A 25718-nucleotide genomic window follows, 5' to 3' on the forward strand; every position below is an offset into this window, starting at 1 on the left:
TGATCACCGCGATTTCGTAGCGCTAGCCGATCAACATCTCGGCGTGTCCGGTGCCGCCGAGGGCTGTGGCGGTCAGGAAGCCGGGTCGAGGTGCGTGCGTGCCACCCGCAGCGTCGGGCGCGTCATCCGATCGCCGTGCTCAGTGAGGAAGGCGGACAGCCGCTCCGGGTCCACCTTGCCCACATCGCGCAGGGCGGTGCCGACCGACTTCAGGATCAGCGGCTCGGGGTCGGCGAGCAGGCGCTCGGAGATGGCCAGCGCGTCGTCCACCTCGTTGTTGCGGATCAGGAAGAAGGTCGCGGTGATCGCGGTCCGGCGGCGCCAGCGGTCCGGGGACGCGGCGAGTTCGTACAGCGGGTCCCGGGGTTTGTCGAGCAGATACCAGCCGACCACCCGCGGGGCGGCCCGGTCGACCAGGTCCCAGTTGTCGATCCGGTCGTGGTTGTCGAGGTAGGTGTCGTAGAGCGCGCGCCGGTCGGCGTCCGGGCGGCGCGCCTTGAAGTCGAGGACGCTCACGGCACCGACGCGGGCCTCGTAGTACGAATTCTCCAGCAGGCGTACCACCTCGGACAGCGGCGCCTGGGTGAAAGCCCGCGCGGTGTCAAAGGTGACCTTCATCCGGACGCCCATCACCTGCGTGTCGGGGCCGGTGTGCAGATATCGCTGGATCTTGGCGCGTTCCGCTTCGTTGCCGTGCGGGCGGAGGATGTCGAGAAAGGACTCGGCAGTCAGGGACACCCCGGCATGCTAACGGGAATCAGCCGGGCGGAGGCGGGCACTCGAGCACGGCGATCGGCGAGAGCTCTCTCGTTGGCCTGCGCCCAGGACATCCAGGCGTGGAGGAACTCCGTTTGCTGCTGCTCGGTCAGGTCGGCCTTGCCGGCCTCATCAGCCGCACCGTTGAAGAGTGCCAGGAATCTGCCCGCCTCCGCAGGCTACCGCTGTACGGCGAGACGGTTCCCGGGCGACGCTAGCTGACCGCCGGTGCGATCGGGTAGCCGGTCGCGGCCACCTCCGTGCGGACCGCGGCGAGGCTCGACTCCGGGTTCAGCGCCCGGACCACGTCGTCGGTGAGCGGTCGCAGCGCCGCGACATGCGCCACCGCGTCCCGGTCGATCTCGGTCTCGTAGTAGTCACTGGCGAAGTCAACGTACTCGTCGACGATATCGGCGCACAGGATGCTGAGCCGGTCAGTACCGTCCGGGCTGATGTCGTAGGGGCCGCGGGACGGCGGGAACGTGATGCCGACGCCGGCGTGCCAGCGGTCGTCGGTGGTCCGCCGCCACAGCACCGCTGTCGCGATCAGGTCGTCGCCGTCGCAGAACGCCGGCTCGGTGACGTGTCGGTCGAATTCCGGCGGCAACCCGTCGAGCAGTCCCGGCCAGAGCGCCGATCCGTCACTGGCGGCATGGGGCGACATCGCCGACTCGTGGTCGAACAGCCGGATGAACACACCCACCTCGCTGAAGACAATGGTGTACTCGTCGCCGCCACCGTTGCTCATCAGCGCTGCTTCGTCGTCACCCCAGGCGGTGTAGCTGTAGTACTCGTAACCGGTACCCTGGATCAGCTCCAGAACGGCCAAGGCCCGGCACCGGTCACGCAGCACCGGAACCGAGGGCAGCCGGCCGACAATGTCGTAGACGTTCACCGGATGACCTTACGAGCCCCACCGTCACCCGCCCCGAGCCGACCCGCCGCACCCGCCGACGGACGCCCCGCGCATCGTGCCGGACGCCCGGCGACAACGCCCGGCGCGCCGGCCGTGCGGGAGACGACGTGCCGAGCAGCGGTGATCGCTTGGCGAGAACCTCACGAAAAAGCTCACGCTGCACAGCGCTATTTGAGCTGCGTAGGCGCACTCTTCGACGCTGTTCGTGGAGCACTCCTGTTGGTACGTAGTCCGATCAAGCCGCTGAGCACGACAAACACAGCTTCGTCCTGCTCAGCCGCCGTCGTCCGACGCCGCTGAACGCCGGTCGGCGCTGTTCGGCGCTGCTGTTTTCAACCCCGCCTGCTCATCATCCAATCTTTAGTTCGGGAGCCAGCGCCGCTGCGCGCAGCCGCGGCGCAGGCAGCCGCCGATCGGTTGAACGTGCCAGTAGAGGTTTCCCGCTTCGACGTTCCATTGCCTAAGATCAAAACATGGCGAGCGCAAATATGGAGTTCTACTGGGCAGTCCATGGCGCAGCGTGGCTTTCGGCGGTGCTCTCCGCCGGGGCGCTCTTCGCCACTCTGTGGGTGCTTGGTTTCCGCGAGAGGACGGAGCGAAGGGAAGCGCAGGCCAGAAGAGTAAGCGCTTGGGTCACCAGCGTGGAAGAGTTAAGGCCTAGGAATGAGCATGGCGCATTGGTAGGCCTAGGCGGAGGGCTTCGAGGAAAGAGCATCCAGCTGACTGTGCACAACGGCAGTGATGAGCCTGTCTACGACTTCGTTCCAACGATCTGGTTGACATATGCCGAAGATTCGGGTCGACACACCCGCGAGTCCGTCCTTATTCCGCCCGGCGACTCGACATTATGGGTGGACGGCGTGGAACTGTCCCAAGGCGGATTAGCTGATTACCCCTGGGTTGACATTCAGTTCCGGGATGCCAAGAGCCAAAAATGGCGCCGAGGCCACGACGGATCGTTCGGCCAGATAGATAGAAAGCTCAGCTGGGGGTTGGCTCACTCGGCTATCTTGATCGGTCTCTTCGGCGTAATTCTTGCCTCAATTTCGCTCGTATTAAACTAGGCGGAAGGACATCGAGCCGCGATTGCGCGGGGTATCATGCGATTAACTTCTTAATCGTACTGTTCTGCCGCCGGCCGGGCACTCGACAGCGTTGCAGTCTCGCTGACGGGTTATGTTCTCGTGGATGACCATCCGTGAGGACCGCCCGCTGCTCTACCTGGATGTCGATGGCCCGTTGATCCCCTTCCGCGCCCGGCTCCCCGGGCATGGGCCCCTCTTCGGCGCCGCCACGATGGCTGCGGAGGCTTCGGGTAATCCGCTGGTAGAGCGCCTTAACCCAGCGGACGGACGCAGATTGCTGGCACTGGGATGCCAGCTGGTATGGGCTACGACCTGGATGGCCGACGCAAACGAAGTCGTCGCGCCTCGACTCGGACTGCCGGAACTGCCTGTCGTCGACTTCCCAGAGGACGACAGCCTCGAGTGCGGCCTGCACTGGAAGACGAAGCCTCTCGCCCAGCAAGCCGGTGACCGCCCGTTCATCTGGCTCGACGACGAGATCACCGACACCGACCGGCGATGGGTCCAGACCCATCACCAAGGGCCGGCTCTACTGCACCGCGTCGACCCACTCGTCGGTCTCACCGACGCCGACTTCGCCGCGATCCACCGGTGGCTCACAGCCACAGCAGCGGCTCAAGAGTCACCTCTCATGTAGCCGCCGAGAAGGCTGGTGATGTCGCCGCCCGGGCTCTGCGGGTGGATGTCGATCCGTCCGCCGTTGGCGAAGAACGCGGCCGAGATGGGGAGGTCGGCAAGCGATGGGCACGTGGGGCGTCGGGCAGTTCGACAACGACGACGCTGCCGACTTCGCCGGCGACCTTGACGATGCGCCGGCGCACGTCCGCATCGAGATGATCGGCGCGGTCCTCGAACGCGTCGCCGACCCAGCCACCGACGACTCCCGGCTCTCCGACGCCCCGCGCGCCGTCGCCGCAGCTGCCCTGATTGCAGCCCCGTGCCCGAACGGTGCCCCGTCCACCCCGGCTACGGCCCGAGTACGCCCATGCCGCGGTTCCCTACGTACCTGCGGGAACTCGCCTTCAAGACCTTGGACCGCCTGATTGCGAAGCCGACATGGCTTGCTGAAGCTTGGAGCGACAGCCCCGACGGTCCCGAATGGCGCCGGACCGTTTCGGGCCTCCGGGCCGTTCTGGACCCACCACAGCAAGAAGCACTCTTTGTTCTTTGAACGGGCGCGGCGACGCACTGTTCTGCCGCTTTCGCTCGTCGGGCAGGTCACTCTTGGTCAAGCTCGGGGTACCCTTCCGGCTCGTCGAAGGCGAGAATCAGTCGGCTCTGGTAAGCGCCTCCACGCGAGCGTTCCGACCGCGGCGGACTGGCCGGCTCGACGTCCTGCGTCCAGACCTTCACTGCCCGGAAGCTGAACCCGTCCTGCTCGGCAGCCTCGGCCCGGAACCATACGTGCTGGCCTGCTGCGAGTTGCCGGAAACCGCCCGTCTCCACCGCCGGGAAATGCACCCAGCAACCGCCTGGGACGGCTGGTCCGTCAATGACCCCCAGCCCTCGTCCATGTGAAATTCACGTACAACACCGCCGTCGGCCATGGCGCCAGTCTGCACGATCGCGGCCTTCGGCTGCATGCCATGATCGCGGACGTGACGATCGATCAGCCGTGGTTCATCGGAAGCTGGACAAGCGTGGTCGACCGGCCGACAGTAGTTGACGAGGCCATTTCGCGGAACGACGAATACGCGGGTGTCGCTCTGCTCGCTTTGGTGCTCAACCACCCAGAACCCGGAGTTGTGCTTCCGCGAATCAAGCAGGCGCTGACATCGCGCAGCGTTCAAACCCGGACAAACGCCTTGCAGTCATTGGGCCATTACGCTCGCCTGCACGGGTCGATCGACGGCGAGTTGGTGAGGCTATTGCGGTGCGCCTTGCGGGATCGGACTTCACTGCACCGCTCCCAGATCCGAGGTTATGCATTCCACGCCGCAAGTGACGTCGGCATGTTCGTAAGACGACGGGACCTGCCCCGGTGGATGCGCCGACGCTTTGCGGGGCCACGTCGCCCGATCAGCCGATTACATCGCGAGGGTCCTGCAGGAGACTGACCGGCGTGATGTCGTGTCGATGACAGTGCGCCTGGGCATGTCGGTGTGCGGGAGTCGTCCCGGCGAGGCCGCATCTTGCGGTCAACGATCTGTCGATGGTCGATCTGCCACCTGGTACAGCTCTCGGGTCCGGACGATGTCAAGCGGCATGCCGTCGTCCACGGGTAGAAAGTAGGCCAGCTGCCATGCCTGCGTGTTGATGGCCTGACGACTCACCGTGGTAGCCCAGGGCGGATATACGCGGAATCCCCGCTTACCACCTGAATCAGTACTCGCGACGATGCCGCGTTCGCAGAGCGCCTCCAGCGGGAAGACGAATTGGCCGAAGTGCCCAGCCTGCCGGGTGCTGATCACCACCAGATCAACCGCGTCCGCCGTACTGAGAGGCCGAATCGGCCCGCTCTCCGACCTCGCCCACAGCGTGACGAATTGCCCGATCTTCGTAGGGGTTGTTCGGCCCGTACGGAATCTGATGGACAAGCCGTTGACCAGGAAGGAGTGTGCGCAGTAGTCAGCGCTCTCCTCTTCGGGCACGGGACGAGAACAGACAAAGCCTCCCGGGTCATACACCAGCGCCTTCGCGGCACGCAGGTCGTCGGGCACAGGGTCGGTATTGACCCACGGGTCAGTTGCCACCGAACAGCCGCGCGGTGGCGCGTGCCGCCGTAGTGGTGCGCTCCTCATGGCAGCAGGGTAGCGGCGAGCCTGCCAGCGGCTGGACGACGAGCACAGTGGGTAACAGACAGTTTCGGACGGCACCCGGATCTGCCGCCGAGGGGGCGGATCCGGAAGGCGCCGGTCAGTTCGTGCCGTGCCGCTTCCGGGCTTCGGCCGCCGCGAGCGCGGCGCGCATCGCGTCTCGTGCTTCGGGCTCCCACGGCCCGGAGGCGGTCAGGGGGATTTCGGTCATGAACTGCCGCTCGGCTTCCGGGATCTTGGCCACGACCAGATCGGGGTTCGTGGCCGCGGTCGTATACAGGTTCGGACCATCGGCGTAGAACAGGTCCACGGCAACGAGTCGGCCGTCTGCGGCGCGCATGACGTTTGCCGGGTTGTGGTCCAGTGGTCCGCACCAGGGCAGCTCTCGCCGGGCCTGTTCGTGGACCCGGCGTACGACGTCGACGAGTTCGGCAACCTGCGGGGCTCGCCCGGCGATTGCCTGGTGGAAGGCGACGGCCTCGTCTTCGGCGACGGGTCGCAGCCATTCCATCACCTGCAGATCGCCGCCGCCGGCCAGCCGGTTGTGTGCGAACAGCTCGGGGACCTGCCGAGTGTGCCAGGCCTGCCGGTACAGGGCGGCGGTGTAAGGGCCGGTCGGGTCGAACGGGCTGATCCGTGCCGCAGTCGTGCCGTCCGGTGATCGCAGCGCGATCGCCCAGTCACCTGCGCCACAGGGCGTCCACCCGGCCGCGAGAAGTGTGCGTTCGACGTCTCGGTGATTGACGTCGCGGAAGGAAACGGGCACGGCTGGATCGTCACCCACCCGGCCGCCGCTGGTCCACCGACATTCCAACCCGGGGCGCCTCTGCCGATCCGCTGCGTGACCGCAGTCGGGGGCCGATGGCGGCCATCACCGCGGGCTTCCGGTCATCTGGTGTTGCAGGGCGAGGGTGGCGTGGACCTGAGCGAGTTGCGTGGTGGCGGTGAGCATGGCGAGGTCGGCGCCGGGAACGTACGGTTCGTCCGAGTGGTCGTCCTCGTTGATGTTGGTTTGGTAGTCGACCAGGCAGATCTGGTACAGGCGTTCCGCTTCGGCGGTGAGTTCGGCGGCGCGGGCAGCATGCTCGTCAGCAGTCATGCCGATCATGGTGTCATCTCGCCGGGAAGACCCCGCGTGGCCCGCCGCCGGCGCATCACGAACTCAGCCCTCGAAGCTGCTCAGCCGAAGTGGCGCGGCAACCGACAGATCCCGCCCTTGCGGCACCGGCAGTGGGGCACGGGCGTTGCGCCTCTGGTGGCCGGAACTCGACGTCGTGGCGGTGGAGCCCTCCGCGGCGATGCGCGAGCGCACGGTGGTCCAGCCCGTCCTGCCGGGTGCCGCCGACAACATCCCCGGTACTGATCCGGTCAGCGTTCGCCGGCCGGCACGAGGCCATCAGCCTGTTCCGCTGGTTCCCGGAGGCCGTCGGGGTGCTCGACCGTGCAGCATCGGGATCGACAATGTTGCGCAGCGCGAAAGAAATGGTCACCGCGTCGCTTGTCCAGGTCGGCCCCGCGTCATGCTGTCGCCGCGGATGCCGGCGCCCACGTGGTCCCGGACGCGCTCAGCACGCCTCCCCCAGCACGGATCGATCCGATGCACGCGCAGCAGCGCGGTCCGGCCTTCCGGCCGTCTCGGGGACGACTGCCGAACCCTGTCCGCAGCGCCGGCACGGCAGCCGGCGCCGCAGGTAGTAGGCGCCGACCGCCACGCCGAGCGCCGTACCCCACACCATCCACAGGACGCTCGGCGCGTTGGTCCCCCACATGTCGTCCTGCAGCGCCATCCGCAGCGCCATGAACCCGGCCGGGATCAGCAGGACAGCGACCAGACCGCCGGGCACGACGGCCAAGGCGACGGGGACCCGGCGCCCGGCCCGCCACCAGATCCAGCGGGGATACCGTTCGCCCCATGACGCCACCAGCCCGTGGGTGAGTACACCACCCAGCATGGAGGCCACCGCGAAGCCGAGCCCCACCGTCAGCATGCCGTCGGTGTCCTGCATCATCCGCAGGAACTCGGTGCTGATGCCCGTCGGATGTCCGAGGAACCAGGCGATCCGGGTGACCTCGTACGGCACCGGGGCCAGGACCGCGACGAGGACCGCCCACCGGCCCCATCGCAGCAGCCGGGCGGGCGGCGTCTCGCCGGCCCCGGGGCGGCGACCGCAGCGGACGCAGGCGGCCCGCGTCCGGCGGTGATAGATCAGTGTGGCGAGGGCCCAGATGACGCCACCGATGAAGAGGATCACCAGGCTGCCGCGGTGCCAGTAGAGGATGTCGCCGAGGTCCTGGGGACCGGGCACGCCCGTGAAGACGAAGACCAGCAGCACCGGCGCGAGGGCCAGCACGGCGATCAGGAAGTAGTCGGGCAGCACCAGGGCCAGCGTGACCGCCGTGGTGCCGCCGAAGAACAACAGGGCGGCATGCCGGCGTGGCGACCGGATCATCGCCACCGCCGCCAGCACCCCGAGCAGACCCCAGATCGTCATGACCGGAGCCACCACCTCGACCGGCGCGCCCTCCAGAACGGATCCGGAGCGGCGGTCCTCGTGGACGGTCGCGAACGGGAAGCCTGCGCCACCGGCCCACCAGTGGAGGCCGAGCATCGCATAGGTCAGGGACCAGGCGGCCGCGGCATAGCCCGGCCAGTTCCGCATGGACGTCATTGCCACATCGTCGTGATTCGATACTGTGTCACGGCTGAGAATGCGCCGCCTGAGATCCCTGTCAGGATTCCTCAGGCTTTTCACAGGCAATGGCCCAGAGACTCCCGGCTATGAATATTTCTAATGTCGCCGATCCACCCCGGTGGGCGCGAACAGCGGGAACGGTCGGCTGGATGGCGCCCATCCTCGGCTTCGTCCCCCTGCATGTTCCGTGGATTCTCGGCATCCCTTTCCTCGCCCATCCGGAAAGCTTTGATTCCTGGTACCACGGCCGGAGCAACGGCACGGAAAGCCTTCCGAACGGGATCATGGGCATACCCGCCGGAGCCTTCTATCTCGTCGTGCTGACGCTGCTCGCCATCCTCGGCGGCATACTCTCCCTCGGGCTCATCCGGCCCTGGGCGGCGGCGCTCCCCGTCGCCGGCTGGTCGTATTTCCGGCGCACCCGCCGAGCATCCCTTCACCCTTCCGCCTGAACCACGCGGAAATGGCCGCGCCGGTCTCGCGTACCCCGGCAATGCGTCTGCGAATATGTTCGCTCAGAGGGTGGCGAGCACGAACGACAGCACGAAACCGGCCGTCGTGCTCAGCGCGACCACCGGCCCGCCCTTCTCATAGGCCTCCGGCATCAGCGTGTCCGCCAGTGACGCGAGCACCGCCCCGGCGGCGAACGCCAGCGGCAGGGAGATCGTCACCGGTGCCGCGGACGACAGCGGCCCGGCGCCCAGCACCACGGCGAGGGTGAGCAGGGCGGCGCAGGTCAGCCAGGTGCCCAGGATGAAGGCCTGCGAGCGGCCCTGCGCCCGCATCGACGCGCTGCCCACCAGCGCCTCCGGGAAGTTCGACACGAAGATCGCCGCGAGCAGCGCGAGGCCGCCGCTGCCCTCGCCCAGGGAGACACCGAGGGCCACATTCTCGGGTACGCCGTCGAGCGTCACCGCGGCCAGCAGGGCGAGCCCGGCCGCGCCCGAGGTCGACGCGCTGCTGGGTGCCCGTTTCTCGGCAGCGGCGTCGACGTCCAGCTTGTCACTGCCGTCCTCCTGCGGGCCCTGCCCCCGGGCCGCCCGGTCCAGCAGGGCGCTGAGCACCGTGAAGACGACCGCGCCGGCGATCAGCCCGATCGCGGCGCGCCAGATCCCGCCGTACTGGTAGGCCTCTTCGAACAGCTCGAACGCCAGCGCCGTGATCAGCGCACCGGCCGCGAACGCCAGCATCGAGGCGAGGACCCGCTTGGGCAGCTCGACGCGGGCGCCGAGCAGGGCGCCGAACACCAGCGCGCTGGACGCGATCACGCCGAACCACAAGGCATCCACGTCCATCACTTACCCAGGGAGCACCGGGATGTATCGGGTCAGCGGCGCCAGGCCTCGCGCAGGTTGACCAGCAGGACAAGCACAGCAGCGGCGAAGAAGCCGAACGTGATGACGTAGCGGCCGTCGAACCAGAGCACGGCCAGGGCCAGCAGCACCGCGGCGGCCAGGGCGAGGCGGACCAGCACGGCCAGGAACTTCTGCCGGACCAGGCCCTCCACCGAGAGCAGCACCAGCAGCAGCGCCAGCGCCGTCTCCTGGCCCTGGATCGGCAGGGGCGAGGCGACCGCACCGAGCGCCCACAGGATCAGCGGGGTGCTCAGCACCGCCCACCACGAGCGGGCGCGGCCCAGGAAACCTTCGGCGGGTTCGATGGGCAGCCGCCGGTGCAGCAGGTGCGCGTGTGGGTGCTCGCGCTGCGGTATGACGTCGGCGGCCCGTTTCTGCTCGTCGGCGAGACGGGTACGTTCCATCCGCAGGCCGAGCAGTTTCTGCTCACTGGCGGCGAGGGCCCGTACCTCAGGTGCCCCGGCGGGCAGACCCGCCGCCGCCTCCGTCAGCTCCTCGCGCAGGGTCGAGATCTGTTCGTCGAGCTCGGCGAGGCGGTCCGCGTTGCGGCGGGTACGCGCCTCGATGTACTGCCGTTCGGCGGCGCGGTTCGGCACCACTTTCGCCAGCCCGGCCCAGCCGACCGGATCCGCCCAGCAGGCCCGCACGCTGCCGTCGCGCGCGTATCGCGGACCGGCCGGTCCGCGTTCGCCGCCGAGGCGGTCCATCGTGTCGCGGCCCCACAGTCCCCGGTAGTCGTGCACCCACGGCGTGTCGTCGCTGATCACCACCGGGTGCCAGGCCTCGGGCTGGTCCGGCCCGACGGTGCGGCCGTCGCCGCGGGCGTAGTCGACGTACGGGATGCCGACGGTCCGCTGGTCCTCCGGTGACCAGGGTGCCAGCAGCCGGGCCGACCAGCGCAGGGCGTTGACCAGTCCGCGCAGCCGGGGTGGTCGCACCGTGATCAGGTAGTCGCCGGGCAGGTAGGCGCCGGAGTGCGAGCCGGCGCCGACGAACACCACCGGGTGCCGGCCGCCGACCAGGCTCAGATCCGGGTCGTCCCAGCGCCGCCGCAGGTCGTCACCGGTCTCGTCGTGGGCGGAGAAGACCACCCAGGAGGCCGGCGGCAGCCCGTCCGGACCGGGCGGTCCGGTGGCGTCGAGGAAGATGCTCACCTGTTCCCAGTCGGCTTCGTGCTCGTTGACGCCGCCGAACGCCGACCGCCAGTTGTTGAACGCGTAGAAGTACCAGTAGGTCAGCACGATCCACGGGTCGTCGCGCAGCACCCGCCCGTAGTAGACCGGCCGCCCCGGATCGAGGTGGTCACGTTGCAGCAGGAAGGAGCGGGCCGCGCTGCCGCCGGGCACGCTGCCCCGGAACAGCAGCGAGAACCGGTTCAGCGTGTCCACCAGCCGGCCGGTCAGCCCCACCGACGCGAGCCGGCTGGCCCGCCGCAGGTGTGGCGGGCGTTCCCGCAGCGGGATGTGCGCGAGGCCTTCGTCGGTGCCGATGCCGGAGAGCGAGAACCCGACGCCCTGTTCCGGGCCGCCGGCGGCGGCGAGGGTCTCGATCCGCAGTTCGCCGGGGGCGGCCGCCCGGATCGGGCTGGCGCCGGGTTCGACGCGCCAGAAACTGGCCTGGCGCACGTAGCGGTCCACCGAGACCGGGTAGAAGTATTCGCCCTCGGTGAACTTCGCCACCGGCTCGTAGGCCCGCAGCAGACGCAGGTCGTCCTCAGTCCCCAAGCCCGTTCGTTCCTTTCGCGCAGCGCCTGCCGAGGTTATCCGGCCAGGCCGGAAGCGCGTGACAGGAGGGCACTTGATCTTGTTAACGACGGTGTCACACCGGCGCGACCGGCGGGACACAGCGCGCCCATAGGACTGTCGGATGGATGGCGTACAGAAGCTCAAGGACGCACTCGGACGACGCACCTTCCTCCAGGCGATCGCGGCCGTGGGGGTGGGCGGCGCCGCCGCCGGCACGGTCGCCGCGCCCGCCGCGGCGCGTTCCGGCAACAGCAAGCCCGGCGGGATCCTGCAGCCCGGCACCGGTCGTATCGACGGCCGGCACTACGTCCGGTCCCACCCCGACGAGGTGCGCTGGGGTTACGTGCCGTCGACGACCAGCGAGCCGATCCTGCGGATGCGCTCCGGCGAGACGGTCACCGTCGACACCGTCTCGCACGAGGGAATCCTGGAGGACCAGGGCCGCGACCCGGTGTCCTGGTTCGCCAAGCACGGCGTGCGGCGCTCCGAGGTGCTGACCGACGCCATCGCCATCGCCCGCTCCTACGACCGGACGCCGCGCAACTTCGACGTCGACGGCCCGCACGTGGTCACCGGACCCATCCACGTCAGCGGCGCCGAACCCGGTGACGTGCTCAAGGTGGAGATCCTCTCGGCGCTGCCGCGGGTCCCGTACGGCGTCGTCTCCAGCCGGCACGGCAAGGGCGCCCTGCCCCGCCTGGCCGGTGGCGCCGTGCCCGCCGGCATCACCGAGGCCGAGATCATGCCGCCGGTCGGCACCGACGGCCGGCCCACCGGTGACCCGCGCCGGTACGGCAACGTCTCGGTCTTCACCCCGGTCCGGTCCGGGCGGCGCGGCGAACTCAGCGGCGTGCTGCCGCGCGGGCGCAAGGACAGCGTCGCGTTCCCACTCAACCCGTTCATGGGGATGATGGGCGTCGCCTTCGCGACCGCGCCCGGCCTGACCGATCCAGCACTCAACTCGATCCCGCCCACCCTCGGCGGCGGCAACATCGACATCAATCTGCTGGGCAAGGACGCCACCTTCTACCTGCCGGTCTTCGCCGAAGGCGCGCTGTTCTACGTCGGCGACCCGCACATGGCGATGGGCAACGGCGAGGTGGCACTGACCGCGATGGAGGGTTCGCTGCGGGCCACGTACCGGCTCACCGTGATCAAGAAGGGCCGCCGGGGTGCGCCGTCGGTGGCGTTCGGCTACCCGTTCGCCGAGACGCCCGAGGCGTGGGTGCCGATCGGGCTGTCCGACCCGGACGGCTCGCAGAACGGCCAGGGCAGCGACCTGGACATCGCGATGCGGCGGGCGGTGGTCAACGCCCTCGACTTCCTCGAGCACGATCTGGGGATGAACCGGGCGGTGGCGTACGCGTACCTGTCCGCGGCCGCGAACTTCGAGGTGTCGCAGGTGGTGGACCGCACGGTGGGGGTGCACGCCGTCATTCCGAAGAGCCACTTCTGATCCCACGCATGGACGGCCGCTGATCGGGGCAGAAGGACGTCCATGAGCTGGGCACACACGGTCCGGGAACGGGCCAGGGCAACTTGGGCGGCCGCCGCCGATCGCAACGTACCACCGCCGTTCACGGCCGGACCGGATCTGGAGCCGACCACCACGCCCGTCGTGGTGGTCAATCAGCAACCGGACCGGGACGACGTGCTGCCGCGCGGCGTGCGCACCGCCGGGTCGTGGGCGTGGCGGTTCATCCTGTTCGTCGTCGCGGCGTACCTGTTCCTGCGGCTGGTCGGCCTGCTGCGCGTGGTCATCATCCCGGTGGTGGTGGCCCTGCTGCTGGCCGCGCTCTTCCAGCCGGCCAGCGCGGCCCTGGTCAAACGCGGCCTGAGCCGGTCGATCGCGGCCGGCCTGGTCGTGGTCGCCGCGCTGTTGCTGGTCTTCGGCGGGCTCGGGCTGATCATCCGCACCTTCGTGACCCAGTTCGACACGCTGTCCGCCCAGGTCAGTGAGGGCCTCGATGAAATACAGGGCTGGCTGGCCCGCAGCCCGATGCACATCACCGACGCGCAACTCAGCCAGTACGTCGACCGGGCCCGCGAGTCGGTGACGCAGAACCAGGAGGCGGTCACCAGCGGCGCACTCAGCACCGCCACCACGCTGGGGGAGGTGGTCACCGGCTTCTTCCTGGTGCTGTTCACGCTCTTCTTCTTCATGCGCGACGGCGGCAAGATCTGGTCGTTCCTCTGCCGGCTGCTGCCGCGCGAGGCCCGGGTCCCGACCGCGCGCGCCGGGCACTACTCGTGGCACACCCTGGTGTCGTACGTGCACGCCACCGTGCTGGTGGCCTTCGTGGACGCGGTCGGCATCGGCATCGGCCTGGTCCTGCTGAAGGTGCCGCTGGCGCTGCCGCTGGCCGCCCTGGTGTTCCTGGGCGCGTTCATCCCGGTGATCGGCGCCACCCTGACCGGCGCGGTCGCGGTGCTTGTCGCCCTGGTCGCGAACGGCCCGGTCACCGCGATAAGCGTGCTGGCCGTCGTGATCGCCGTGCAGCAGCTCGAAGGCCACGTCCTGCAGCCGCTGATCATGGGCCGGGCGGTGGCGCTGCACCCGCTCGCCGTGATCCTGGCGATCGCCGCCGGCATTGTGGTCGCCGGCATCGTCGGTGGCCTGATCGCGGTCCCGTTGCTGGCGGTGCTGAACACCGCGATCCGCTACCTGGTGCGGCACCCGTCCGGCGAGCCCACGCCGGACCGCAAGCCACCGGGTACCGAACCCACCGACGACGAACAGGCCGAGGCGCAGGAGCACGCCGAGGCCGCGCGCCGCGACGCCGACCCGGCCGATCCTCCGCCGAGCACGACGTCGGTCGCGGAGGCGCCGACCAGTAGTTGACACAGCGCCAACAACGGTGTGACGGTGGGTGGATGTCGTTCGACTACGACGTCCTCGTGATCGGTTCCGGGTTCGGCGGCAGCGTCACAGCGCTGCGGCTGACCGAGAAGGGTTACCGGGTCGGCGTCCTGGAAGCGGGCCGCCGATTCGCCGACGACCAGTTCGCCGCCACGTCCTGGCGGCTGCGCGACTACGTCTGGGCGCCCGCGCTCGGCTGCTACGGCATCCTGCGGATGTCCGTGCTGCGTGACGTCATGGTGCTCTCCGGCGCGGGCGTCGGCGGCGGCTCCCTCGGCTACGCCAACACCCTCTACCAGCCACCGGACGCGTTCTACCGGGACCCGCGCTGGGCGTCCATCACCGACTGGAAGGCCGAACTCGCGTCCTGTTTCGATCAGGCCCAGCGGATGCTCGGCGTGACGATCAACCCCGTCGAGGGGTACGTGGACCGCGCACTCCAGCAGGTCGCCGCCGACCTCGGGGTGCCGCAGTCGTTCACCCGTACCCCCGTCGGGGTGGTGTTCTCCGCCCGCCCCGGCGCCGAGGTCCCGGACCCTTTCTTCGGCGGGGCCGGACCCGACCGGCGCGGCTGCACCTTCTGCGGCTCCTGCATGACCGGCTGCCGCGGCAACGCCAAGAACACCCTGGTCAAGAACTACCTGTACCTGGCCGAACAGGCAGGCGCCACCGTGCACCCGCTGACCACGGTCCGCACCGTGCGCCCGCACCCGGACGGCGGCTACCTGGTCACCACCCGCCGCACCGGCGGCCTGCGCCGCCGCGACTTCACCGCCCGCGAGGTCGTCTTCGCCGCCGGCGCCCTGGGCACACAACGGCTGCTGCACCGGCTGCGCGACCACGGCCACCTGCCCGGCATCTCCTCCCGGCTCGGCGAACTCAGCCGCACCAACTCGGAGACGATGCTCGGCGCCCGCACCCGCCGCCGCGACCTCGACCTCAGCCACGGCGTCGCCGTCACCTCATCGATCCACCCCGACGCCACCACCCACATCGAACCGGTGCGGTACGGCCCCGGCAGCAACCTGATGAGCCTGCTCGCCACCGCCCTGGCCCCCGGCCGCCACCGCTGGCTCGCCACCCTGCGCACGGTGCTCAGCTCCGGACGCGACCTACGCCTCTACCTCTCACCGAAGAACTGGTCCCAGCAGACCATCGTCCTCGTCGCCATGCAGCCGCTGGACAACTCGATCACCCTGTACCGCCGGCACCTCTTCGGCCAGCCCTCGACCGGCCAGCCCTCGACCGGCCAGCCCTCGACCGGCCGGCGGTCGGTCGGCCGGCAGTCGGTCGGCCGGCAGTCGGTCGGCCGGCACTTGTTCGGCCTTCACTTCTTCGGCCGGCTGGGCCGCCTCACCAGCCGTCCCGGCATCGGCGAACCCAACCCGCGCTGGAACCCGGTCGCCCACGACGTCGCCCGCCGCACCGCCGAGAAGCTCGACGGCGTACCGATGACCACCTACCCCGAGATCTCCGGCCGCCCGGTCACCGGCCACTTCGTCGGCGGCTGCGTCATCGGCGCGGTCGTCGACCCCTACCAGCGCCTCTACGGCCACCCTGGCCTGCACGTGATCGACGGGTCGGTGATCCCCGCCAACCTCGGCGTCAACCCGTCCCTGACCATCACCGCCCTGGCCGAACGAGCCACCGCCCGCTGGCCGAACGCGGGTGACCTCGACCCCCGCCCGCCCCTGGGCGATCCCTATCAGCCACTCCCCCCGATCCCGCCGCGCCGCCCCGCCGTCCCGCCGGGCGCGCCTGGCGAACTCCGGCTCACCTGACCGGCCCTGCCCTGCCGCGACCTGCCCCGCCCTGGCCGCCGCGGCCGGTCGAAACCAGATGCTTGACAGGCCCGGCGCCTGCCAAGCTGCTCGGCATGGACGTCCGCCTGGAACCCTGGTCGGAGCCCGCGCTCGAACTCCTGCGCCGGATCAACACGCCGCAGATGCGCCGACACGTCGGCGGCCCCGAGCCCGAGGGTCACCTGCTCGCCCGGCACCGCCGGTACCTCGCCATGCCGGCAACCGGCCACGGCCGCATGTTCGCCGTACTGCTCGGCGACGAAATGGTCGGCAGCATCGCCTACGAGATCAGCCCCGTGTGGCGTGGCAATCGGTCGGTCCGCGCTCGCCGCAGCAGACCGGCCGGTCCCGTTCCACGCCCATGGCGGACTGATCGGTCCGGGTCACGAGCCCGCTCGGTCCAGAACCGCCCGGGTGAACGCCGCGGTGTCCGCCGTGCCGCCCAGGTCGGCGGTGGCGACGCCGCCGGCGAGCGCGCCGAAGGCGGCGTCCAGCAGTTCCGCGCCCGCCTCCGGATGCCCGAGGTGATCGAGCAGCATCGCAGCCGACCACATCGCGCCCAGCGGGTTCGCGACACCCTGACCCGCGATGTCCGGCGCCGAGCCGTGCACCGGCTCGAACATCGACGGGAACTCCCGCTCCGGGTTGAGGTTGGCCGACGGCGCGACCCCGATGCTGCCGGCCACCGCGGCGGCGAGGTCGCTGAGGATGTCGCCGAACAGGTTGGACCCGACGATGACGTCGAACCGCTGCGGCGCCAGCACCAGTTTCGCGGCCAGCGCGTCGATGTGCTCCCGGTCGGATCGCACGTCCGGGTGCCGCGCGGCCACCTCGGCCACCAGCTCGTCCCAGAACGGCATGGTGTGCACGATCCCGTTGCTCTTGGTCGCCGACGTCACGTGCTGGCGCCGGCGCCCGGCCAGCGCGTACGCGTACTCCGCGACCCGCGTCACCCCGCGCCGCGTGAAGACCGCCTCCTGCACCGCGATCTCGTCCGCGGTGCCCCGGCCCAGCCGGCCACCGATCTCGGAGTACTCCCCCTCGACGTTCTCCCGGACCACGACCAGGTCGACCGTCCCAGGCCCGGCGTTGCGCAGCGGGCTGGGCGCTCCGTCGAGGACCTTCACCGGACGCAGGTTGATGTACTGCTGGAACGTACGCCTGATCGGGATCAGCAATCCCCACAGCGAGAGATGATCGGGCACCCCGGGCCACCCCACCGCGCCGAGCAGCACCGCGTCGTGGTGCCGGATCTGCCCCAGGCCGTCCGCGGGCATCATGGCGCCCTCGGCCAGATATCGCCGGCAGGACCAGTCGAACTGGTCGTAGCCGAACGTGATCCCGTGCCGCCGGCCGATCGCGTCCAGCAGCGCCTGGGCCGGTGGGAGGACTTCGGTGCCGATGCCGTCACCGGGGATGAGCGCGATGCGGTAACTGGTCATGTCCTCAGTCTCCGCCAGTTCACTTTGGACGGCACGGCTTCTCCTCGTTGATCGCGTCAGACGGTAGCCGACGATCGCCTGTTCCCAAGCTATGCGGCTGCCTTGCTCGACACATCGGACCGTGGGCCGAGAGAAGAATTCGGACCACGGTCCGATGCGCCGGACCACTCGCTCCTGGGACTGTCTTCGCCATGAGTTCGACGCGGTCGCCGGTCGCCACACGGTCGCCGGCGGCGCATGTCATCCACGAGGGAACGAGGCGAAGCAGTGGGCAGAGCAGGGATCGTCCTGGCATGGATCCTCGGCGCCTACCTGATCGTCCGGGCGGTGGCCGAGCCGTTCGTCATCGACACGACCGACCCGGCGACCTACGCGCACGACTGGGGTGGGCCGGGCCTGGCCGGTGTCCTCGCCGTGCACATGGGTCCCGGCCTGGTGGCCGCCGTCCTGATGCTCGTCGTGGTGCGGCGGCGCCGATCAGCACGGCGACAGGGGTGACGGCATCGCGCAGCACCACTGTCCGGGCGCCCGCGCACCGTCAATACCGGCCGTCGGACAACGCAGGCCGGAGGCGGCGTTCGGTGATCTCCGTGATCACCCACGCGGCTACCAGCAGCAAGCCCAGCAAGGTCATCGGCCGCGCCAGTGTGGCCGCGAAGAATTCCCACGGAAGGAGAAACAGTCCGGTGCCGAAGAACTCGACGACATCACTGATCAGCGCGACAGCGACGAACACGCTGTTGGCGCTCAGCAGCAGAAATCCCGCAGTCCCCAGCGGGGCGAGTCCACCGCGCGCGAGCCGTGACAGACCTTCGCCAAGGGCTGCTCCCACCAGTGCGGCCAGCGCCGAAAGGACCAACGCGAGCGCCGGCACGGCGCGTTCGACAGCGACGGTAGGCTGGCGCGCCCGGTTGCCTGACTGGACGACCAGGCGCCAGTCCCCCTGGGCGGCCGTGAATTCCGACCCGGTCACACCGGCCCACTCCGTGGTCTCGATCGTGCCGGTGCGCCAGCCGGCCGCCTCGAGCCGGCCGGCCAGCGGTGCCAGGTCCGTGACCCCTCCCGGAAGGGTCGCTTCGACGAAGCCGGGGGTGTATTCATCGGTGCCCAGGACCAGCAGCACTGGTTGGCTCGCGTCGCCGGTGAAGCGTTCGACACCCAGCGGCGCCGCGCCGGCCGTCATCACCGCGGTGAGGGAGCGCATTTCGGCGTCTGTCGGCAGGTCACCGGCGCGCTGCCAGCCCACCCACGCACCGAGCATGGCAGCCAGCAACGCCGTGACGGCCATGATCCACGTAGTGCGGACGGCATGTCGTGTCATATCGCCGGTCATCCTAGACCGGGCCGGTGAACGGTCAGCGGGGATCAGCCGAACACCGGCGGTCCTGAAGACGGCGCACCTGTGCGCCCTCGGCCTGCACACCAAGCATCAGGCACGAGCGGATCTCCACCTCGTCGACCAGCACCGTGCACGCGCCGCACGTCCCGTCCGTGCAGCCGTGCTCGATGCCGGTCACCCCGCAGTCGTCGCGCAGCACGTCGACGAGGGCCCGGTCCGGTTCGACGTCCACGTGCCTGCGGATCCCGTCGACGGTCACCGCAACGCGTATCCGGCTCACACACTCTCCCGGGCCTGGCTCAGCGCGCGCCGCGCCAGCACTCGCACCGCGCGCATCCGGGCCGGCCGGCTCCCGTTCGTCTCGGCCATGAACCGGGCGTCCAGCTCGGCTGCCGCCTCCGCGGCAGCGGTGATGGCGGCGTCGCAGAACGTGTTACCGATCAGCAGCCGCTCCGCCTCACGGGCGCGCGTGGGGCACGGGCCGGCGTTGACAAGTCCCACCGCCGCCGAACTGATCAGTCCGTCGGTCACGGTGACGGCGGCCATCACGGCGGCCTGGGGGTAGATCGTGGTGCGCCGGTCCTCGGCGTAACCCACGCCGGTCCGGGCCGGCAGGACCGGCAGCCACGCCTCGGTCAGCAGCTCGTCCGGGCGCCGCACCGTGGTGTGCGGGCCGGTGAAGAACTGCTCCGCCGGCACGGTCCGGGTGCCGCGCGGGCTGGTCAGAACCATCTGTGCGCCGAGCGTGACGGCCACGACCGGCCACTCGGCGGCCGGGTGGGCGTAGGCGAAACTGCCGAGCATCGTCCCGCGAGCCCTGATCGGAGGATGTCCGATATGACACACGACGATCCGCAGCAAACGGCCGAGCGGACCACCGACCACGTCGGACTCGAAGGTCTGGTGCCGGACCAGCGGGCCTACCCGCAGGTGCCCGTCCACCTCGGCGAGCGTGTCCAGTCCGCGCACCCGGTTGATGTCGACGACGCGCTGCGGGAGCCCGTCCTTCGTCTTCAGATCCAGGATCAGGCTCTGTCCGCCGGCGAGCACCGCTGTCTCACCGTCGGCGAGTGCCACCAATACGTCGTCGAGCTCGGTTGCGGCAAGGTACTGGAAGACCGGCATCGCCCCTCCCCAAGGTCAGTGTCAGCCGCAACGCGCGCGCCGGATACCCATCATCCGGCGTTCAATGTGGAACGGAAGGAATTCCACCCGATCGGGCGACCCGTTTGGTGGCTGCCACGCCGATGCATCGATGACCGAATATCCGCGCTGCGATCAGCGGGCCACGAAACTGAGGATGTCGTCGATGAGCTTGCCGGTCGGTTCCCCCGGCAGGGAGTAGAAGACGTTGCGTCCCCGCCGCCGGCGCTGGATCAGGCCGGCGTCGGCGAGGTTGCGCAGGTGATGCGAGATCGCGGTGGGGTGGGCCGGGATCCGCTCGCACAGTTCGGCCGGGGTCGCCTCGCCGCCGCGCAGCACCACCAGGATGTGCAGCCGGTGCTGGTACGCCATGCCACGCAGCACCTCGACCGCGCGTTCGAGATCGTCCGGACCGATCACCGACGGCCCGCTCACCGGCTCGCCGCTCATCCGGCCACCACGGACGGCGCCCCGGGAACGGCGGCACCGGGCGGCGGGCCGGATCCGGGCGCACCGACGCCGGGCGGCGGGCCCGTGCCGGACGCCGGCGACGACGGCCGCGGCGCCAGCTTCCGCAGCACCCACGACAGGGCCAGCACAGCGGTCGCGGCCAGCGAGATCGCGGCTCCGGCGGCGACGTTCCAGTGGCTCGAGGCGGACAGGCCGGCCAGACCGCTGGCGATGCCGAACGTGACGGCCAGGGCGGTGACGACCGGGAGGCGGTCGGACCACAGGCGGGCGGCGGCAGCCGGGGCGACGATCAGGGAGAGGGCGAGGATGGTGCCGACGGCGGGTACGACGGTGATCACGGCCAACTGGATGGTCAGCAGCAGCACCAGGTCCCAGACGCCGGTGGCAAGACCGGCAGCCTGGGCGCCGGTGCGGTCGAAGCCGGCGAACAGCAGCGGCCGGGCGCAGAGCAGCAGCACCGCGGCGACGACCACCAGCACGATGCCGGTGATCAGCAGATCGGTGGCGCTGACCGTGAGGATCGACCCGACCAGGAAGGACGACAGGTCCCGGCTGAACCCGCCCTGGGTGGCGACGAGCGCGGCACCGAGGGCGAACCCGGCGGAGAGCAGCACACCGGTGGCGGCCGCGGCGTCCTGGCCCCGGCGGCGGCTCAGCGCGGCCACCCCGAGGGCGACGACAACGCCGGCGACCACGCCGCCGACCAGGATGTTCACCCCGATGATCGAGGCGGCCACCACGCCGGGGAAGCTGGCGTGGGTCAGGGCCATGGTGAAGAACGACAGGCGGCGCAGCACCACGTGCACGCCGATCAGGCCGGTCAGCGCGCCGACCAGGATCACCTCGGCGACGGCGCGGTGCAGCACGTCATCCCACCAGTTCATGCGGGGACACCCTGCCTTCCCGGATCGGTGTGCGAGCCGCCCCGGCGGTGCGCAGCAGACGCACCGGCAGGAGCAGCAGGTAGCCGAGGACCATGAGCAGGACGACGGCGGAGGCGGAGGTCAGCGAGATCCCGTAGTGCAGCGAGGCGGTCCAGCTGAGCAGCAGCCCGAAATAGCCGGACACGAAGACCAGCGCCGTGCCCACACCGGCCATCACCGCGAGCCGGTCGGTGACCATGCGGGCGGCCGCCGCCGGCACGATCAGCAGCGCCACCACCAGGATCGTGCCGACCGCACGCACGGCGGCGACCACGACCAGGGCGAGCAGCACGTTCAGCCACAGGTCGAGCCGACCGACCCGGAACCCGGCGGCTGCCGCACCGGCCGGGTCGAAGGCACGGAACACCAGCGCCCGCGCCGTGACCAGCAGCCCGGCCAGGATGACGACCGCGAGCACGCCGGTCTCGGTGAGCTGTTGCGGTGTCACGGTCAGCAGCCGGCCGAAAAGGAAGGAGGTCAGATCCGAGGTGTACGAGGACTGCCGCGACACCAGGACCACCCCGACCGAGAACATCGCGGTGAGCAGGACCGCTGTCGCGGCGTCGTCGGTGAGCCGGGCGCCGCGCGTCAGCAGGGTGAGCACCACGGCGGTCAGGACGCCCGCGACCAGCGCGCCGACGAACACGCCGTCCAGCCCGGCGGCCGCGAAACCGATGACGACGCCGGGGAAGACGGTGTGGGTGAGCGCGTCCGAGACGAACGACAGGCGGCGCACGAAGACGAAGACGCTGATCGGGCCGCAGATCACGGCGAGCAGGGCCATCTCGGCGAGGGCGCGGCCCATGAACGGTACGGTGAACGGCTCGATCACGGCTCCACCAGAACCATCCGGCCGTCGCTGAGGTCGATGGCGCTCCGGCCGTACGTCTGGCGCAGTGATCCGGCCGTCAGCGTCTCGTCCGGCGTGCCCACCGCCCATTGCCGGCCGTTGATCAGGCAGACCAGGTCGGCGAGGTCCCGGGCCACGGTGAGGTCGTGGGTGCTGAGCACCAGGGCGGTGCCGGCGGCCGACAGGTCCCGCAGGACCGTCACGATGGCCTCCTGGCTGATCGCGTCGACACCGTTGAACGGTTCGTCGAGCAGCAGCAGGGCCGGCTGCGACACGATGGCGCGGGCCAGCAGGACCCGCTGGCGCTGGCCGCCGGAGAGGGTGCCGAAGCGGTGCCCGGCCCGGTCGGCGAGCCCGACCCGTTCCAGTGCCTCGGTGACCGCCCGGCGGTCGGCCCCGCGCACCGGGCGCCACCAGCCGAGCCGCTGGTACCGCCCCATCGTGACCACCTGGCGGACGCTGACCGGGAAGTCGGCGTCGAGGGTGTCGGTCTGCGACACGTACCCGGTCCGCGCCCGCGCCGCGGCGGGGTCGCGGCCGAGGACCTGCGCGGTCCCGCCGAGCACCGGAGCCAGGCCCAGCACCGACTTGATCAGGGTGGATTTGCCGGCGCCGTTGGGCCCGACGAGGGCGAGCCGCTGCCCCGCGCCGAGTTCGAGGTCCACGCCGGTGAGGACGGGCGTGCCCTGATATCCGACGCTGACCCCGGCGTACCGCAGAGCAGCGACTCCCATCTCAGCCGGCCAGCGCGTCGACGATGGTCTTCGTGTTGTGCCGCTCGGCGCCGAGGTAGGTGCCTTCCGGCGTACCCGGCTCGCCCAGGCTGTCGCCGAACAGGGCGTCCTCGCCCGCGACGACGGTGACGCCGGCCTGCTGACCGATCGCCTCGGCGGTCTTCGGCGGCAGCGAGCTCTCCGCGAAGACGGCCTTGGTCCCGGTGCTCTTGATCTTCGCGACGAGGTCGGTGAGCTGCTTGGCGGAGAGTTCCGCGGAGGTGTCCATGCTGGGGATCACCGAGCCGACGAACTCCAGGTCGTACCGGGCGATGTAGTACCCGAACGCGTCGTGGTTGGTGACCAGCTTGCGGTCGGCGGCCGGGATCTTGGCCCAGGCGGCCTCGTTCTCGGCGTCGAGCTTGTCGAGTTCGGCGCTGTAGGCGCTCAGGTTGGCGGCGAACGCGGTGGCCTTGGCCGGTTCGGCGGCGGCCAGCCCCTTCTCGATGTTGCCCACCATGATCTTGGCGTTGCGGGGATCGTGCCAGATGTGCGGGTCGTGCTCCTCACCGCCGGCGTGCGCCTCACCCGACTCCTCAGCGTGGGGCTCCTCGCCGGCGTGGGGCTCGCCCGACTCCTCGGCGTGGGCTTCCTCTTCGGCATGGGCTTCCTCGCCCTCACCGTGGTGGTGGCCGCCCTCCCGCAGGGTGACCCCCTTGCTGGAGTCCACGACCGTGCCCTTGAAGCCGGCCGCCTCGATCGTGCGGTCCAGCCACTCCTCGAGGCCGACACCGCTCTTCACGACGATCTTCGCGGCCGAGATGGCCTGGAGATCCGCCGGGGTGGGCTCGTAGTCGTGCGGATCCACGTTGGGCTTGATGATCTGGGTGACGTCGACCTCGGTGCCGCCGATGTTGCGGACGAAGTCGGCGACCTCCGGGGTCGTCGCGACCACGGCGAGTTTGGGTCCGGCCGCTGCGGCCTCGTTGTCGGTGGTGTCGTCGGCTGCCTGCGAACCGCAGCCGGCCATCACGGTGGTCACCGCTGCCAGTGCGGCGGTCCAGAACATGCGCTGCCCGTGCTTCATCGATCTCACTCCTGTCACTGAGGAGCGGAACGATAATCGTTGTCAAAAATTATCGTCTAATAGCAAATTGACGATGTGTTGACCGCCAGCGCAGTCGCTGCCTGAGGATGGAACCCCGGCCGTCGGTCCCGGTGGCCGATGATTTCGGGTTCGGCGGTGCACCGGACAGCCTCGGGGCCCACAGGGAACGACATCGATGAACCCCGGTAGGACGCCATCCGGTGCCGTGCCGGCGCGCGGACCTACCCTTCGAACCTATTCAGTGAATCCGGGGACCGAGCGAACCTTGTCGAAGCGGCAGGCAGCCAAGTCGTCGAAGCTGATGAAGTAGCGTCCGTAGTAGAATTCGGAATTCGTGTCGCACTGGACGAGCGGCACCCATTCCTGCCTGATCCGGAACTCCTCTTCCTCAAGCCAGCGCCCCCGGTCGGCCGGCGGAACATCGGGTCCTGTCTTCAGCCGGACCCCGAGGCGATCCTGCGCCATCTGCATTTCGGGGGGATCGTTGCCTCCAATATCCCAGGCGTAGCCGCCCAGGCTGAGTTCTTCCCCGCGGATCCTCGTCGGCCAAAGCTGGTCAACCAGTGCGATGAGTTCCTCGGCGTGGGTCAACTCGCGGGCCAACTGCTTCACCATGTCAGACTCGCGTTCAAGCGGGTCGAAGTCGTCATCCTCCTCATGCTCGAGCCAATTCGGCAACTGCGGCTCGACCTTGGCGAAAAGTGGGCGCTCCGGGTCAGCGGCCGGGATATCGCGGCCGGACGGCTGCGGGGTCACCGCCGTCTCGGTGCCTGCGGGGACGTAGAGGAACCGCACGTAATCGTCGTCATAGCCGCTGAACATGGACTCGAAGGCGCCCTCATGATCCACGAAGAAGAGCAGCGAGCCATCCACCGGCAAGGGGAGCTTGTCGATCCTCGGTAGCGCAGCACAGTCGAGGGAAGCGATGAACGGCAGCGGATACTCGCCGTTCAACGGCCACTCCATACCCGCCGGTAGCCGGGGCCGCCCACCCCTCTGCCCGACGACGTCCCCGTCCCAGTCACTGCCGGCGCCCACCCCGATCGCGAATCGAAGGTGATCGGCGAACTTGCTGACCTGAGCCGCCGGGATGCCCCGCTCCAGCGCCTCACTACGCAACCGTCCGTAGTAATCCATGGCGAGGCATGCTCGCAGATGGATGTCCCGGATCCGCCACAGGCCCCTGGCACGCAACGCCGGCCAGTTCTGAACGCTTATCGCTCGCTCGCTTGTCAGCACTGTGCCCAGCTGCCGACGGGTCACAACGATGGCTGACCCGGGACGCATAGAGCAGGCACACCAGGCACCGGCACAGCTCGGCCTGACCCTCGCGGGCCTTCAGGCCACCGAGACGCTCCCCGGCACCGCTTCCGACGCGCGTCGACCACTTGCCGCGGGTCATCGCCGCCGCCCTCACCGGCCAACCACAGCCCCTCGCCACCAGCCTGCACGAACTCGGCATCCGCAGCTGACTCACACGGGCGCAATCCACAGTGATGTCCAAGCCGACACGAGTCCCCACCAACGTCGATATGAGGCAGGTCGGTCGCTTGCGGCGGGTCCGCAGGGCCGTGTTGATCTGCTAGCGGTGCGAAATCGCGGTTTTGACCCCTTGATCACAGCGATTTCGTAGCGCTAGCGACTCTGTTGCCCATTTGGTGTGGTGGGCGTGTCGGCTGGCGTGTGGTGGTTGGTGGTGGCTGGATGGTCGTGGTGTGGTGGGCTTCCTGTGTCCTGCCGGGGGAGGTAGTGGTCGATGTC

At 69.6% G+C, this 25718-nt stretch carries 29 protein-coding genes and 1 pseudogene; 11 read left to right on the forward strand and 19 right to left on the reverse strand.

What is annotated here, in order from left to right; genetic code table 11:
* Positions 1–72 precede the first annotated feature (72 nt).
* Positions 73–738: a DNA alkylation repair protein gene (locus LPA41_RS32765; RefSeq protein ID WP_229074991.1), complete on the reverse strand. Its 666-nt coding sequence runs from the start codon at positions 736–738 to the stop codon at positions 73–75.
* A 232-nt stretch (positions 739–970) separates the two neighbouring features.
* Positions 971–1651 (reverse strand): hypothetical protein, encoded by a 681-nt coding sequence (locus tag LPA41_RS32770; protein ID WP_229074992.1) that lies wholly within the window; start codon positions 1649–1651, stop codon positions 971–973.
* A 494-nt stretch (positions 1652–2145) separates the two neighbouring features.
* Here LPA41_RS32770 and LPA41_RS32775 point away from each other — a divergent pair, with 494 nt between their 5' ends.
* The 4 genes from LPA41_RS32775 to LPA41_RS43375 all read left to right on the forward strand — a co-directional run bounded on the left by LPA41_RS32775 (position 2146) and on the right by LPA41_RS43375 (position 3928).
* Complete coding sequence (locus LPA41_RS32775) at positions 2146–2736, forward strand: hypothetical protein (RefSeq protein ID WP_229074993.1); 591 nt, start codon at positions 2146–2148, stop codon at positions 2734–2736.
* A 124-nt stretch (positions 2737–2860) separates the two neighbouring features.
* Positions 2861–3394, forward strand: a complete 534-nt coding sequence (locus LPA41_RS32780) for an HAD domain-containing protein (protein ID WP_229074994.1) — start codon at positions 2861–2863, stop codon at positions 3392–3394.
* A 103-nt stretch (positions 3395–3497) separates the two neighbouring features.
* Positions 3498–3800: a DUF4259 domain-containing protein gene (locus tag LPA41_RS43370; protein ID WP_374238234.1), complete on the forward strand. Its 303-nt coding sequence runs from the start codon at positions 3498–3500 to the stop codon at positions 3798–3800.
* Positions 3743–3928: a DUF4259 domain-containing protein gene (locus LPA41_RS43375; protein WP_374238235.1), complete on the forward strand. Its 186-nt coding sequence runs from the start codon at positions 3743–3745 to the stop codon at positions 3926–3928. The genes LPA41_RS43370 and LPA41_RS43375 overlap by 58 nt, the downstream gene beginning before the upstream one ends.
* A 47-nt stretch (positions 3929–3975) precedes the next feature.
* Here LPA41_RS43375 and LPA41_RS32785 read toward each other — a convergent pair whose 3' ends face one another.
* Positions 3976–4218, reverse strand: coding sequence for a hypothetical protein (locus LPA41_RS32785; protein WP_229074995.1), 243 nt, complete (start codon positions 4216–4218; stop codon positions 3976–3978).
* Positions 4219–4271: 53 nt separating this feature from the next.
* Between LPA41_RS32785 and LPA41_RS32790 the strand changes: the two genes are divergently transcribed.
* Positions 4272–4814 carry a hypothetical protein gene (locus LPA41_RS32790; protein WP_229074996.1) on the forward strand — a complete coding sequence of 181 codons (543 nt, stop codon included), beginning with the start codon at positions 4272–4274 and terminating at the stop codon, positions 4812–4814.
* A gap of 81 nt (positions 4815–4895) precedes the next feature.
* Here LPA41_RS32790 and LPA41_RS32795 read toward each other — a convergent pair whose 3' ends face one another.
* From LPA41_RS32795 to LPA41_RS32805, 3 genes are all read right to left on the reverse strand, one after another.
* The gene (locus LPA41_RS32795) at positions 4896–5417 is read right to left on the reverse strand and encodes a MepB family protein (protein WP_229074997.1); all 522 of its coding nucleotides are present in this window, start codon (positions 5415–5417) and stop codon (positions 4896–4898) included.
* Between the two features lie 196 nt (positions 5418–5613).
* The gene (locus LPA41_RS32800; RefSeq protein WP_229074998.1) at positions 5614–6279 is read right to left on the reverse strand and encodes a hypothetical protein; all 666 of its coding nucleotides are present in this window, start codon (positions 6277–6279) and stop codon (positions 5614–5616) included.
* A 105-nt stretch (positions 6280–6384) separates the two neighbouring features.
* Positions 6385–6612 carry a hypothetical protein gene (locus tag LPA41_RS32805; RefSeq protein ID WP_229074999.1) on the reverse strand — a complete coding sequence of 76 codons (228 nt, stop codon included), beginning with the start codon at positions 6610–6612 and terminating at the stop codon, positions 6385–6387.
* Here LPA41_RS32805 and LPA41_RS43380 point away from each other — a divergent pair.
* Positions 6611–6953: pseudogene (locus LPA41_RS43380) on the forward strand (hypothetical protein); the annotation flags it as partial. The gene LPA41_RS32805 and the pseudogene LPA41_RS43380 sit on opposite strands and share 2 nt — an antisense overlap.
* Positions 6954–7078: 125 nt before the next feature.
* Here the strand turns inward: LPA41_RS43380 and LPA41_RS32815 are convergent.
* The gene (locus LPA41_RS32815; protein WP_229075000.1) at positions 7079–8182 is read right to left on the reverse strand and encodes an NYN domain-containing protein; all 1104 of its coding nucleotides are present in this window, start codon (positions 8180–8182) and stop codon (positions 7079–7081) included.
* Between the two features lie 173 nt (positions 8183–8355).
* Between LPA41_RS32815 and LPA41_RS32820 the strand changes: the two genes are divergently transcribed.
* Positions 8356–8658 carry a hypothetical protein gene (locus LPA41_RS32820; RefSeq protein WP_229075001.1) on the forward strand — a complete coding sequence of 101 codons (303 nt, stop codon included), beginning with the start codon at positions 8356–8358 and terminating at the stop codon, positions 8656–8658.
* A 63-nt stretch (positions 8659–8721) separates the two neighbouring features.
* Here the strand turns inward: LPA41_RS32820 and LPA41_RS32825 are convergent, their stop codons facing one another.
* Both LPA41_RS32825 and LPA41_RS32830 read right to left on the reverse strand, forming a co-directional pair.
* Complete coding sequence (locus tag LPA41_RS32825) at positions 8722–9495, reverse strand: ZIP family metal transporter (protein WP_229075002.1); 774 nt, start codon at positions 9493–9495, stop codon at positions 8722–8724.
* A gap of 38 nt (positions 9496–9533) precedes the next feature.
* Entirely contained in the window at positions 9534–11285 is a 1752-nt protein-coding gene (locus LPA41_RS32830; RefSeq protein ID WP_229075003.1) for a hypothetical protein, read from the reverse strand.
* Between the two features lie 142 nt (positions 11286–11427).
* On the opposite strand from LPA41_RS32830, the gene LPA41_RS32835 reads away from it, so the two are divergent.
* Genes LPA41_RS32835 through LPA41_RS32845 form a run of 3 tightly spaced genes read left to right on the forward strand, consistent with a single transcriptional unit; the run spans position 11428 to position 15947 of the window.
* Positions 11428–12762, forward strand: coding sequence for an acetamidase/formamidase family protein (locus LPA41_RS32835; RefSeq protein ID WP_229075004.1), 1335 nt, complete (start codon positions 11428–11430; stop codon positions 12760–12762).
* A gap of 42 nt (positions 12763–12804) precedes the next feature.
* Positions 12805–14148, forward strand: a complete 1344-nt coding sequence (locus tag LPA41_RS32840) for an AI-2E family transporter (RefSeq protein WP_229075005.1) — start codon at positions 12805–12807, stop codon at positions 14146–14148.
* Positions 14149–14180: 32 nt separating this feature from the next.
* A complete protein-coding gene (locus tag LPA41_RS32845) occupies positions 14181–15947 on the forward strand; it encodes a GMC oxidoreductase (RefSeq protein WP_229075006.1) in 1767 nt (588 codons plus the stop codon).
* Between the two features lie 404 nt (positions 15948–16351).
* Here LPA41_RS32845 and LPA41_RS32850 read toward each other — a convergent pair whose 3' ends face one another.
* Positions 16352–17410, reverse strand: coding sequence for a tartrate dehydrogenase (locus tag LPA41_RS32850; protein WP_229075007.1), 1059 nt, complete (start codon positions 17408–17410; stop codon positions 16352–16354).
* 267 nt (positions 17411–17677) lie between these two features.
* Between LPA41_RS32850 and LPA41_RS32855 the strand changes: the two genes are divergently transcribed.
* Entirely contained in the window at positions 17678–17908 is a 231-nt protein-coding gene (locus LPA41_RS32855) for a hypothetical protein (RefSeq protein WP_229075008.1), read from the forward strand.
* A 40-nt stretch (positions 17909–17948) separates the two neighbouring features.
* Here LPA41_RS32855 and LPA41_RS32860 read toward each other — a convergent pair whose 3' ends face one another.
* The 9 genes from LPA41_RS32860 to LPA41_RS32900 all read right to left on the reverse strand — a co-directional run bounded on the left by LPA41_RS32860 (position 17949) and on the right by LPA41_RS32900 (position 25094).
* A complete protein-coding gene (locus LPA41_RS32860) occupies positions 17949–18698 on the reverse strand; it encodes a hypothetical protein (protein WP_229075009.1) in 750 nt (249 codons plus the stop codon).
* Positions 18699–18765: 67 nt separating this feature from the next.
* The gene (locus tag LPA41_RS32865; RefSeq protein ID WP_229075010.1) at positions 18766–19029 is read right to left on the reverse strand and encodes a 2Fe-2S iron-sulfur cluster-binding protein; all 264 of its coding nucleotides are present in this window, start codon (positions 19027–19029) and stop codon (positions 18766–18768) included.
* Positions 19026–19874 (reverse strand): xanthine dehydrogenase family protein subunit M, encoded by an 849-nt coding sequence (locus LPA41_RS32870; RefSeq protein WP_229075011.1) that lies wholly within the window; start codon positions 19872–19874, stop codon positions 19026–19028. Before LPA41_RS32870 ends, LPA41_RS32865 begins: the two co-directional genes overlap by 4 nt.
* A 153-nt stretch (positions 19875–20027) precedes the next feature.
* Positions 20028–20342, reverse strand: a complete 315-nt coding sequence (locus LPA41_RS32875; protein ID WP_229075012.1) for a helix-turn-helix transcriptional regulator — start codon at positions 20340–20342, stop codon at positions 20028–20030.
* On the reverse strand, positions 20339–21247 hold the full coding sequence (locus LPA41_RS32880; protein ID WP_229075013.1) for a metal ABC transporter permease: 909 nt from the start codon (positions 21245–21247) through the stop codon (positions 20339–20341). The genes LPA41_RS32875 and LPA41_RS32880 overlap by 4 nt, the downstream gene beginning before the upstream one ends.
* Complete coding sequence (locus LPA41_RS32885) at positions 21231–22118, reverse strand: metal ABC transporter permease (protein WP_229075014.1); 888 nt, start codon at positions 22116–22118, stop codon at positions 21231–21233. Before LPA41_RS32885 ends, LPA41_RS32880 begins: the two co-directional genes overlap by 17 nt.
* The gene (locus LPA41_RS32890) at positions 22115–22870 is read right to left on the reverse strand and encodes a metal ABC transporter ATP-binding protein (RefSeq protein WP_229075015.1); all 756 of its coding nucleotides are present in this window, start codon (positions 22868–22870) and stop codon (positions 22115–22117) included. Before LPA41_RS32890 ends, LPA41_RS32885 begins: the two co-directional genes overlap by 4 nt.
* A 1-nt stretch (position 22871) precedes the next feature.
* Positions 22872–23936 carry a metal ABC transporter substrate-binding protein gene (locus tag LPA41_RS32895; protein WP_229075016.1) on the reverse strand — a complete coding sequence of 355 codons (1065 nt, stop codon included), beginning with the start codon at positions 23934–23936 and terminating at the stop codon, positions 22872–22874.
* 255 nt (positions 23937–24191) lie between these two features.
* Positions 24192–25094, reverse strand: a complete 903-nt coding sequence (locus LPA41_RS32900; RefSeq protein WP_229075017.1) for a DUF1963 domain-containing protein — start codon at positions 25092–25094, stop codon at positions 24192–24194.
* Positions 25095–25718 lie beyond the last annotated feature (624 nt).

Source organism: Actinoplanes sp. DH11 (genome assembly GCF_020873875.1).
GTDB lineage: Bacteria > Actinomycetota > Actinomycetes > Mycobacteriales > Micromonosporaceae > Actinoplanes.

Bases quoted from the DNA above. Each gene is read 5' to 3' on its own strand.
- LPA41_RS32835 (WP_229075004.1), top strand. From the start codon at position 11,428: ATGGATGGCGTACAGAAGCTCAAGGACGCACTCGGACGACGCACCTTC.
- LPA41_RS32895 (WP_229075016.1), bottom strand. From the start codon at position 23,936: ATGAAGCACGGGCAGCGCATGTTCTGGACCGCCGCACTGGCAGCGGTG.
- LPA41_RS32845 (WP_229075006.1), top strand. From the start codon at position 14,181: ATGTCGTTCGACTACGACGTCCTCGTGATCGGTTCCGGGTTCGGCGGC.
- LPA41_RS32850 (WP_229075007.1), bottom strand. From the start codon at position 17,410: ATGACCAGTTACCGCATCGCGCTCATCCCCGGTGACGGCATCGGCACC.
- LPA41_RS32820 (WP_229075001.1), top strand. From the start codon at position 8,356: ATGGCGCCCATCCTCGGCTTCGTCCCCCTGCATGTTCCGTGGATTCTC.
- LPA41_RS32860 (WP_229075009.1), bottom strand. From the start codon at position 18,698: ATGGCCGTCACGGCGTTGCTGGCTGCCATGCTCGGTGCGTGGGTGGGC.
- LPA41_RS32805 (WP_229074999.1), bottom strand. From the start codon at position 6,612: ATGACTGCTGACGAGCATGCTGCCCGCGCCGCCGAACTCACCGCCGAA.
- LPA41_RS43370 (WP_374238234.1), top strand. From the start codon at position 3,498: ATGGGCACGTGGGGCGTCGGGCAGTTCGACAACGACGACGCTGCCGAC.
- LPA41_RS32900 (WP_229075017.1), bottom strand. From the start codon at position 25,094: ATGGATTACTACGGACGGTTGCGTAGTGAGGCGCTGGAGCGGGGCATC.
- LPA41_RS32775 (WP_229074993.1), top strand. From the start codon at position 2,146: ATGGCGAGCGCAAATATGGAGTTCTACTGGGCAGTCCATGGCGCAGCG.
- LPA41_RS32875 (WP_229075012.1), bottom strand. From the start codon at position 20,342: ATGAGCGGCGAGCCGGTGAGCGGGCCGTCGGTGATCGGTCCGGACGAT.
- LPA41_RS43375 (WP_374238235.1), top strand. From the start codon at position 3,743: ATGCCGCGGTTCCCTACGTACCTGCGGGAACTCGCCTTCAAGACCTTG.
- LPA41_RS32780 (WP_229074994.1), top strand. From the start codon at position 2,861: ATGACCATCCGTGAGGACCGCCCGCTGCTCTACCTGGATGTCGATGGC.
- LPA41_RS32870 (WP_229075011.1), bottom strand. From the start codon at position 19,874: ATGCCGGTCTTCCAGTACCTTGCCGCAACCGAGCTCGACGACGTATTG.
- LPA41_RS32815 (WP_229075000.1), bottom strand. From the start codon at position 8,182: ATGACGTCCATGCGGAACTGGCCGGGCTATGCCGCGGCCGCCTGGTCC.
- LPA41_RS32840 (WP_229075005.1), top strand. From the start codon at position 12,805: ATGAGCTGGGCACACACGGTCCGGGAACGGGCCAGGGCAACTTGGGCG.
- LPA41_RS32890 (WP_229075015.1), bottom strand. From the start codon at position 22,870: ATGGGAGTCGCTGCTCTGCGGTACGCCGGGGTCAGCGTCGGATATCAG.
- LPA41_RS32880 (WP_229075013.1), bottom strand. From the start codon at position 21,247: ATGAACTGGTGGGATGACGTGCTGCACCGCGCCGTCGCCGAGGTGATC.